Source organism: Streptomyces sp. NPDC005485 (assembly GCF_040606085.1).
Classification (GTDB): Bacteria; Actinomycetota; Actinomycetes; order Streptomycetales; family Streptomycetaceae; genus Streptomyces.
The window spans coordinates 1-9,579 of record NZ_JBEXDZ010000243.1; the positions used below are offsets into that span (position 1 = coordinate 1).

Annotated in this window: 6 protein-coding genes; all 6 read right to left on the reverse strand. The window is 73.0% G+C overall.

What is annotated here, in order from left to right; all coding sequences use genetic code 11:
* Window positions 1-98 precede the first annotated feature (98 nt).
* Window positions 99-1,052 (reverse strand): bifunctional riboflavin kinase/FAD synthetase, encoded by a 954-nt coding sequence (locus ABZS97_RS41825; RefSeq protein ID WP_356148334.1) that lies wholly within the window; start codon window positions 1,050-1,052, stop codon window positions 99-101.
* A 144-nt stretch (window positions 1,053-1,196) separates the two neighbouring features.
* Window positions 1,197-5,108, reverse strand: a complete 3,912-nt coding sequence (locus ABZS97_RS41830; RefSeq protein ID WP_356148337.1) for a trypsin-like peptidase domain-containing protein — start codon at window positions 5,106-5,108, stop codon at window positions 1,197-1,199.
* A 240-nt stretch (window positions 5,109-5,348) separates the two neighbouring features.
* Window positions 5,349-6,257, reverse strand: coding sequence for a tRNA pseudouridine(55) synthase TruB (gene truB, locus ABZS97_RS41835; protein ID WP_356148340.1), 909 nt, complete (start codon window positions 6,255-6,257; stop codon window positions 5,349-5,351).
* Window positions 6,254-6,709: a 30S ribosome-binding factor RbfA gene (rbfA, locus tag ABZS97_RS41840; RefSeq protein ID WP_356148344.1), complete on the reverse strand. Its 456-nt coding sequence runs from the start codon at window positions 6,707-6,709 to the stop codon at window positions 6,254-6,256. The genes truB and rbfA overlap by 4 nt, the downstream gene beginning before the upstream one ends.
* A 69-nt stretch (window positions 6,710-6,778) precedes the next feature.
* Window positions 6,779-7,075 (reverse strand): DUF503 domain-containing protein, encoded by a 297-nt coding sequence (locus ABZS97_RS41845; protein WP_356148350.1) that lies wholly within the window; start codon window positions 7,073-7,075, stop codon window positions 6,779-6,781.
* 163 nt (window positions 7,076-7,238) lie between these two features.
* Window positions 7,239-9,579, reverse strand: a 2,341-nt coding sequence (gene infB, locus ABZS97_RS41850) for a translation initiation factor IF-2 (protein ID WP_356148355.1), incomplete at its 5' end; no start/stop codon positions are given.

The following is a 9,579-nucleotide window of genomic DNA, read 5'->3' on the forward strand; positions in this document are numbered from 1 at the left end:
TGCCGGCGGCAACGTGAACGAACGGGGGGCGGCCGGTGCTCGCGAAAGCACCGGCCGCCCCCTTCGCGTACTACCGACTCCCCTGCCGCAGACGGGCGTTACTCCCCGTCATACGCCTCGATCAGCTCGCGCGAGCGCTTCACGTCGTCGGCGATGGCTTCGAGGAGCGCGTCGATGGATTCGAACTTGGCCATGCCGCGGACGTAGGCGAGGAAGTCGACCGCGACGTGCAGGCCGTACAGATCGAGGCCGACGCGGTCGATGGCGTACGCCTCTACGGTGCGCTCGGTGCCGTCGAACTGCGGGTTCGTGCCGACGGAGATCGCGGCCGGCATGGCCTCGCCCTCGACGTGCAGCCAGCCGGCGTACACGCCGTCGGCCGGGATCGCGGTGTGCGGGAGGGTCTCGACGTTGGCGGTCGGGAAGCCGAGTTCGCGGCCGCGCTGGGCGCCGCGCACGACGATGCCCTCGACGCGGTGCGGGCGTCCGAGGATCTCGCGGGCGCCCTCGACGTCGCCCTCGGCGACCAGCCGCCGGGTCATCGTCGAGGAGAAGGGCTCGCCGCCGCCCGCCTCACCGGTCACGTACAGGTCCACGATCTCGACCTCGAAGTCGTACGTCCGGCCCTGCTCGGCAAGGAAGTCGACGTTCCCGGCGGCCTTGTGGCCGAAGCGGAAGTTGGGGCCCTCGACGACGGCCCTGGCGTGCAGCTTGTCTACCAGGACCTTCACGACGAAGTCGGCCGGCGACAGCTTCGAGAACTCGGTGGTGAAGGGGAGGATGAGCAGCGCGTCCACGCCCAGCTCGGCCATCAGCTCCGCGCGGCGGTGGTGCGGCGCGAGCAGCGGCGGGTGGCTGCCGGGGCGCACGACCTCGCTGGGGTGCGGGTCGAAGGTGACCACGACGGAGGGGACGCCCAGCTCACGGGCGCGTTCCACGGCGTGCCGGATGATCAGCTGGTGTCCGCGGTGCACCCCGTCGTAGGAACCGATGGTGACGACGCTGCGCCCCCAGTCCTCGGGGATGTCCTCCAAGCCACGCCAGCGCTGCACTGTGACCGCTCCTTGTCGAACTCGAACCCGAACCCGTGTCCGTGTTTGCCTCTTACGCAGCTCTAAGGGTGCCATGCCGGGTGCGCTCGGCTTGCATCGGCATCACGCTGTGACGAGGAGCACGGCGAGCCCGGCGGAGCGGGATCAGGCGGGGACCCGGACCCCGGCCAGGTTCTCGATCATGCGACGGGTGCTCGGGCCCACCACCGCGGCCCACTCCTCGGGCGCGCCGGTCAGCCAGTGGGCCACGAGACCGGCGAAGCCGGGGACCTGCCGGGCCAGGTCGACCAGGCCGCGGTCGAAGCCGGTGGCCCCTGCCGGGGTGCGGACCAGGAGCAGTCCCGCGCGGTGCACCAACTCCCGGGTGTGCTCGGCGTCGTCGCCGCGCGCCGCGCCGTCCGCGGCCGCCCGCAGCAGGGCATCGAGGACCAGCGGGTCGCGCTCCTGCGCCAGCAGCAGTTCCAGCAGCTCCCGCCGCAGGGGCCGCGAGAGGCGGCTGCCCGGTGCGGCGAGGACGGCCGCGAGCGCCGCCCGTACCTGCGGAGGACGCCCCGCCAGCAGCCCGCTGACCAGCGGGTGCAGCACGGCGCGCGCGGCGGGCCCGTGCTCCTCCAGCACCCGGTCGACGTATGCAGCCACCGGCGTGGCGGCTTCCGGGCGCAGCTCCACGACTTCCCGTACGAGGCCCGCGACCCGGCGGGCGAGCGCGGGCGTGGTGACGTCGGCGAGGGCGCGCAGGGCCTCGTCCGTGTCCGGTCCCGGCCTGCGCAGCAGCCGGGCCCGGAAGGCGGCGAGGACCGCGTCGCAGTGGGTGGCGAGCGCGGCGACCAGCGGGCTCGCGGGCACCTGCGGGTCACCGGCCGCGAACCGTTGCAGGGCCGGTGGGAGATAGCGGGCGCGGGTGCTCGGATCGCGTGCGAGGAGGCCGAGCGCGCCGCCGTGCAGCGTGCAGTCGGCGGGGCTGGACAGCAGGGCGAGCGCCGCGTAGCGCAGCAGTTCGCGGTCGGCCTCCGTGCGTACGTGGGGCGCGGCCCGCAGCCCGTACGCCACCGCCGCCACGTGCCGTGCCGGACGCTCGTCGTGTGCCCACCGGTCCACCGCCCGGCACAGCGCCGAGGGTTCCTCCTCCGCGAGCACGGCCAGCAACTCGTCCCCGCGCCGGTGCGCACTCCCCACCAGCGCCTCCGTGAGATCGTCCAGCGCCCGCCGCCGATGCGCGTACAACAGCGCCTGCGCCGCCGTCGCCACGGTCGCGTCGGGCGTGGCGGGAAGCGGCCGCTCGTCGTCGAACCAGCGGGTGAGATACGGCTGTACGACAGCGGGGGCCGAGGCGAGAAGCCGGGCGACGGCGTCGAGGAAACGGGCGGGGTCGGCGGAGGGACGAGCGGCGGGAGCATGCCAGACCGTGAGGCCGGCAGGAGCTTCGGCGTGCTGGGGAGCCGAAGGGGCGAGGCAGTCGGGGTCGGCGGTGGCACGGTCGGCGTTCGCCGCGTGCCGAGCCGGGTCGGCCATGGCGCGTGCACCGTCCGCGGTGTGCCAAGAGGGATCGGCCGTCGGGCAGGCATCGGCCTCATGAGGGACGGGGCGGCCTGGGCCTGCCATGGCGCGGCCGGCATCCGCAGCGTGCCGGGCGGAGTCGGCGGCCGAGCGGGAGTTTGTCGGTGTGGTCGTTGTGCGGGGTGCCTGGTCGGCCAGCACTAGCCGCCTCAGCAGGTCGAAGCGTTCCGCCTGCGGCAGCGGGAGCGCCTCCCAGAACGGTGGGCCGAACTCCTCCGGTACGCCCCGGCCCTCCTCCCGCCATGTCACGATCCGCTCGGCGAGCAGCCGTAGGAGGCCGATGTACGCCGTCGCGTCGGGCACCCGCAGCAGGACGTCGCCGACCAGGTGGCCGGCCCACCAGGCGGGGTCCTCGGGCGGGGCGGGTACGGCGGGCCGCAGGGCGTCCAGGGCGTGGACGAGGTCCTCCAGACGGCCGGCCAGCGCCGCGGCACCCTGCTCCCGGCCCAGGAGGAGCAGGGCCTGCACGACGGGGCCGATGCGGTGGCGCGGGACGGGGACGGCCTGGGACGCGTACGCCCCGGACGCGAGCCGGGAGGCCCGGGCGCGGCGGCGGCGTGAGGCGGCGCTCGCAGTCGCCGGCCCGGCGCCAACTCCCCGCGTCGCCGCATCCCGGCCCCGGTGGACGAGGGAGTGCAGGGCCGCGTCCAGGTCCAGGTGTGTGCCCTGGATCCAGTCGGCGAGTTCCTCGTGGGCGAAGCGGTAGCCGTTTCCCGCGGGGACGAGGAGCCCCTCGGTGAGTACGGCGGAGGCCCAGCCGGTGGTGCCGCCGAACCGGCGTCCGGCCGCCGGCCCCCACGGGAAGACGGCCTCGAAGGAGGCGCGGTCCAGCTCGCCCTGCCCGGGCCCCAGCGAGCGGCGCGCCGCCGCGTGCACCTGGCCGGCGACCTGGGCCGCGAGGCGGCGTACGGCCGTGCCGCGCAGCCCGCCCGTCGCGGCGAGCCGTACCGCGACGCGCAGGCACATCAGGTCCAGGTGGGCGGCGAAGACCTCGTTCCGGCCGGGGCGTCCGGCGGGGCCGTCCGGCAGCGCGGCCCGTACCTCCGCCAGCAGCCGCAGCGTGAGCGGATGCCGGGCGTCGGCCTCGGCGAGCGCCCTTTCGGGAATCCCGTACCCGAGGCGCGCCCGTCGCGCCTCCTCCTCGGTCAGGTCGCCCAGCCACAGACAGGGCGGGAACGACCCGCTCGCGCACGGGGAGGGCACCGCGCCCCCGTCCCCGTGCAGCAGCTCGCGCGGGAACCCGGCCCCCGCCTGCTCCCAGTACTCCGCGCGGCACGCGACGACCAGCCGTGCCCCGCTCCCCCGCAGCCACTCGGCCGTACCGTGGGTCCACTCGGGCAGCCGGTGGGCGAGGGCGGGCGGCATCTCCTCGGGGCTGTCGAGGAGGAGCAGCAGTGGACGGCCCGCGTCGCGCGCGAGCCGTGCCAGGCGTTCGGGCCCGATGTCGCCGAGTTCGCCGCCGTAGCCGCCGACGGGCAGCACCCCCGAGGACGCCCCCGCGCCGTCGCCCGACGCCGCCACGATCCGCCCCGCCCGCTCCAGCGCCCTGACCGCCGCGTCCGCCACGGACGCGTCCGTGTCCCTGAGGTCGGCCCCGCGCAACCACAGGGTCGGCGCCGGTGCCGCGCCCCGGGTGCGGCGCGCGGCGAGGGCCACCAGTTCCGTCGTACGGCCGCTGCCGGGCGGGCCGACCAGCCCGAGGACGGCGGCCGGGCCGTTCTCGAAGGCGGTGAACTCCCTTACGGTGTCGGCTCGTTCGACGAGCCCCGACGGCGCCGCCCCTGGTCCGTCCGAGCCCACGGACGTCGCCGTGAGTTCCAGGATCCCCGCGAGGTTGAGGTCGGCTCCGTACGCCGGCACGGTTGCCGCGTTGTGGTCGAGGACCTCGCGGAGTGCGGCGCCCCGCAGCGGGACGGCGAAACCGGCCGCCCGGTGGCCGTTGTGCAGCGCGGTGCCGAGGACGGCGACGACCGCCCCGGTAGCGGCGTCCAGGACCGGCCCGCCGGCCGCTCCGCCGCCCAGCCGCAGCGCGTCGGTGCCGGCCGTGCCGATCGCCAACTCCAGTGCGTGGTCCACGAGATGGAAGCGGTCGGTCGCCGTGTACGTCACGGTGGACGTGCCGAGGACACGGGCCTCGCGCCAGCCGCCCGCGGCGATGCGTACGTACGCACCGGTCTCGGCCCCGTCCCGCACGGTGACGGGGAGCGGGTCGAGGCCGAGACCTTCGGTGCGCACGAGTGCGAGGTCGCCGTCCGGCAGTGCGGTGACCGCGTCGGCGCTCACCACGCAGGTGCGGTCGCCGGGGGCGTGCAGGACCAGCCGGGCGAGTCCGTCGACCGCCTCGTGGCTGGTGAGAACCGTGCCGTGGTGGTCGACGGCGAAGCCCGTGCCGCGCGGGCGTCCCGCCAGGTCGCAGATGCGTACCAGGGGCTCGTGCCGCGTGTCCCGGGTGTCGTCCGGTGCGTACCGGTTCCCGGTGCGCGGGCCCCGTTCCGCCATGGTCGAACCTCCCCGCCGTGCTCCTTCCTCCGAAGGTAGGGGCGGGGTGATCAGCGGGACAGATCGCGTGGCGAACGCGCCCCCTTCCGCTCCCGCGGTTCACTCCGAGCGCCTGCCCGATGGGGTGAATCAGGGCATGCGGATGGATACAACCTTGGGTGGGGGAACCGAGGGGGGACCATGGAGCGGCGGGCACGTTCCCCGTGACCGCCGCTCCACGGGCAGCACTTCAGGCAGGGCTCAGGCCCCGAACACGGCGAGGCTCTTCGCCTTGCCCTTCTGTTCCTCCACCAGCGCCAGGAAGCTGCCCGCGGCGTCGAAGACGGCCACGGCGCCCTTGCCCGCGTAGACCTCGGGCATCTCCAGGCGTACGCCGTTGAGGAGGAGCCGGGCCCGCCTGGTGTCGACGTCCCAGCGGGGGAACGCGGCGGTGGCGGCGTCGGCGATCGGCATCACGGTCAGCTCCTGCTGGAGCTGGTCGAGGGTGCGCGCGGAGTCGAGCTTGTAGGGGCCGACCCGGGTGCGGCGCAGGGCGGTCAGGTGGCCGCCGACGCCGAGGTCGGCACCCAGGTCACGGGCGAGCGCCCGGATGTAGGTGCCGGACGAGCAGACCACCGAGACGACCAGGTCCAGGACGGGGGTGCCGTCCTCGGCAACGGCGTCACGCATGTCGTACACCGCGAAGGAGGAGATCTTGACCGGGCGGGCCGGGATCTCGAATTCCTCGCCCTCGCGGGCCCGCTTGTAGGAGCGCACTCCGTCGATCTTGATGGCGCTGACCTTGGACGGCACCTGCATGATGTCGCCGGTCAGCTTGGCGATGCCGGCGTCGACGGCATCGCGCCGCACGCCCGACGCGTCCGTGGACGACGTGATGTCGCCCTCCGCGTCGTCCGTCAGCGTGTTCTGCCCGAGACGGATCGTACCGAGGTACTCCTTCTCGGTGAGGGCGAGGTGCCCGAGGAGTTTGGTGGCCCTCTCCAGGCCGAGGACGAGGACGCCCGTGGCCATGGGGTCTAGGGTGCCCGCGTGGCCGACGCGGCGGGTCCTGGCGATCCCGCGCATCTTGGCCACCACGTCGTGCGAGGTGAAGCCCGACGGCTTGTCCACGATGACAAGCCCGTCGGGCGTCCGGTTCTTCTCGGTCATTCCGCGGCGTCGCCGTCCGTCTCGTCGTCCTCGCCCGGCTTCTTGTACGGGTCGGCGTCACCCGCGAAGGTGGCGCCCGCGGAGACCTCGCGGACCTTCTCGTCCGAGGCCCGTGCCTTGTCGAGCAGGTCCTCGATGGTCTTCGCGGTGTCCGGCAGGGCGTCCGCGACGAAGGTCAGGGTCGGCGTGAACTTCACGCCCGCCGCCGCCCCCACCGCCGAGCGGAGCACGCCCTTGGCGCTCTCCAGGCCGGCGGCCGCGGCCGCCCGCTCCTCGTCGTCCCCGTACACCGTGTAGAAGACGGTCGCCTCCCGGAGGTCCCCGGTGACCCGGGTGTCCGTGATGGTCACATGCGAGCCGAGCCGCGGGTCCTTGATCCCGCGCTGCAGCTTCTGGGCCACCACCTCTCGAATGAGGTCCGCCAGCCTCTTAGCCCGCGCGTTGTCGGCCACTGGTCCGTCTCCCTCGTTCTTCCTGTACCAAGTGCTGCGTACTACAAGTGCTGCGTACTACGTTGTCGGTCACTCGTCGTCGTCGCCATGGAAGCGCCGCCGTACCGACAGCAGCTCGATCTCGGGGCGGCCGGCGACCAGCCGTTCGCACCCGTCGAGTACGTCGGTCACATGTCCCGCGTCGCCGGAGACGACCGCCAGGCCGATACCGGCCCTGCGATGCAGATCCATGTGCTCGACCTCCGCCGCGCTCACCGCGTACTTGCGCTGGAGCTCGGCCACGATCGGGCGGACGACGGAACGCTTCTCCTTCAGGGACCGTACGTCGCCGAGAAGGAGGTCGAAGGACAGAGTCCCCACATACATGTGTGATCCGGATGTCCCGCCGGTACGGGATAGACGCCCTGCCAAGGCTCTTGGCAGGGTCATCAGAACCGTACAACGAACGGCCGGGGCCGATCGACGGAAATTACTCTCCGCCGACCGGCCCCGGACCGGACCGATACTCGGATACCGAGTGGACCGCGCTCTACGAGCGGGGCTTCTCGCGCATCTCGTACGTCGCGATGACGTCGTCGACCTTGATGTCGTTGAAGTTGCCGAGGTTGATACCGCCCTCGAACCCTTCGCGGATCTCGGTGACGTCGTCCTTGAAGCGACGCAGACCGGAGATGTTGAGGCTCTCCGCGATGACCTTGCCGTCGCGGACGAGGCGCGCCTTGGTGTTGCGCTTGACCTCTCCGGAGCGGACCAGGACACCGGCGATGTTGCCCAGCTTGGACGACTTGAAGACCTCGCGGATCTCCGCCGTGCCGAGCTCGACCTCCTCGTACTCCGGCTTGAGCATGCCCTTGAGGGCCGCCTCGATCTCCTCGATGGCCTGGTAGATCACCGAGTAGTACCGGACGTCGACGCCTTCGCGCTCCGCCATCTGCGCCGCGCGGCCCGCAGCGCGGACGTTGAAGCCGATGACGATGGCGTCGGAGCCGGTCGCCAGGTTGATGTCGGACTCGGTGACCGCACCCACACCGCGGTGCAGGACGCGGATGTCGACCTCGTCGCCGACGTCGAGCTGGAGCAGCGAGGACTCGAGAGCCTCCACCGAACCGGACGCGTCGCCCTTGATGATGAGGTTGAGTTCCTGCACCAGGCCGGCCTTGAGGGCCTCGTCCAGGTTCTCCAGGGAGAACCGGACGCCACGCCGGGCGAAGTTGGCGTTGCGCTCGCGCGCCGCGCGCTTCTCGGCGATCTGACGGGCCGTGCGGTCCTCGTCGACGACCAGGAAGTTGTCGCCGGCACCTGGGACGTTGGTGAGACCCAGGACCAGGACGGGGGTCGACGGACCCGCTTCCTCGACGTTGTTGCCGTTGTCGTCGAGCATCGCCCGGACACGGCCGTACGCGTCGCCGACCACCATGGTGTCGCCGATGCGCAGCGTGCCGCGCTGGACCAGGACCGTCGAAACGGCACCGCGGCCGCGGTCGAGGTGGGACTCGATCGCAATACCCTGCGCGTCCTGCTCCGGGTTGGCCCGCAGGTCGAGCGAGGCGTCCGCGGTCAGGACCACGGCCTCCAGCAGCTGGTCGATGTTCAGACCCTGCTTGGCGGAGATGTCGACGAACATCGTGTCGCCGCCGTACTCCTCGGCCACCAGACCGAACTCGGTGAGCTGACCGCGCACCTTGGTCGGGTCCGCGCCCTCGACGTCGATCTTGTTGACCGCGACCACGATCGGCACGTCGGCCGCCTTGGCGTGGTTCAGCGCCTCGATCGTCTGGGGCATCACACCGTCGTTGGCCGCCACCACGAGGATCGCGATGTCGGTCGACTTGGCACCACGGGCACGCATGGCGGTGAACGCCTCGTGACCGGGGGTGTCGATGAAGGTGATCCTGCGCTCTTCACCGTTGACCTCGGTGGCGACCTGGTACGCGCCGATGTGCTGCGTGATACCGCCGGCCTCGCCCGCGACGACGTTCGTCTTGCGGATGGTGTCGAGGAGGCGGGTCTTGCCGTGGTCGACGTGACCCATGACGGTGACGACCGGCGGACGGACCACCAGGTCTTCCTCGTCGCCCTCGTCCTCGCCGAACTCGATGTCGAAGGACTCGAGCAGCTCGCGGTCCTCCTCCTCGGGGCTGACGATCTCGAGGACGAAGTTCATCTCGTCCGCGAGGAGCTTCAGCGTCTCGTCGGAGACGGACTGCGTGGCAGTGACCATCTCGCCGAGGTTCATCATCACGCCGACGAGCGACGCCGGGTTGGCGCCGATCTTCTCGGCGAAGTCGGTGAGCGAAGCACCGCGCGACAGGCGGACGGACTGTCCGTTGCCGCGAGGCAGCATCACGCCGCCGACCGACGGGGCCTGCATGGCCTCGTACTCCTGGCGCCTCTGCCGCTTCGACTTGCGACCACGACGCGCGGGACCACCGGGGCGACCGAAGGCGCCCTGTGTGCCACCACGGCCACCGGGACCACCGGGACGGCCACCGAAGCCGGGACGACCGCCGCCGCCACCGCCGGGACCACCGGGACGACCGGCGAAACCGCCGCCACCGCCACCGGGACCGGCCGGACGACCGGCGAAACCGCCACCGCCGCCACCGGGACGACCGGCGAAGCCGCCGCCACCCGGACGACCGCCGCCGCCACCGGGACCACCGGGACGACCGCCGCCGCCACCGGGACCGCGGCCACCGGGGCCGCCGCCGGGACGCGGGCTACCCGCAGCGGGACGCTGCGGCATCATGCCGGGGTTGGGACGGTTGCCACCGGGGCCACCGCCCGGACGCGGAGCGCCGCCCTGCGGGCGGGGCATGCCGCCGGGGGTCGGACGGGCACCGCCCGGACCGCCCTGCGGACGCGGAGCG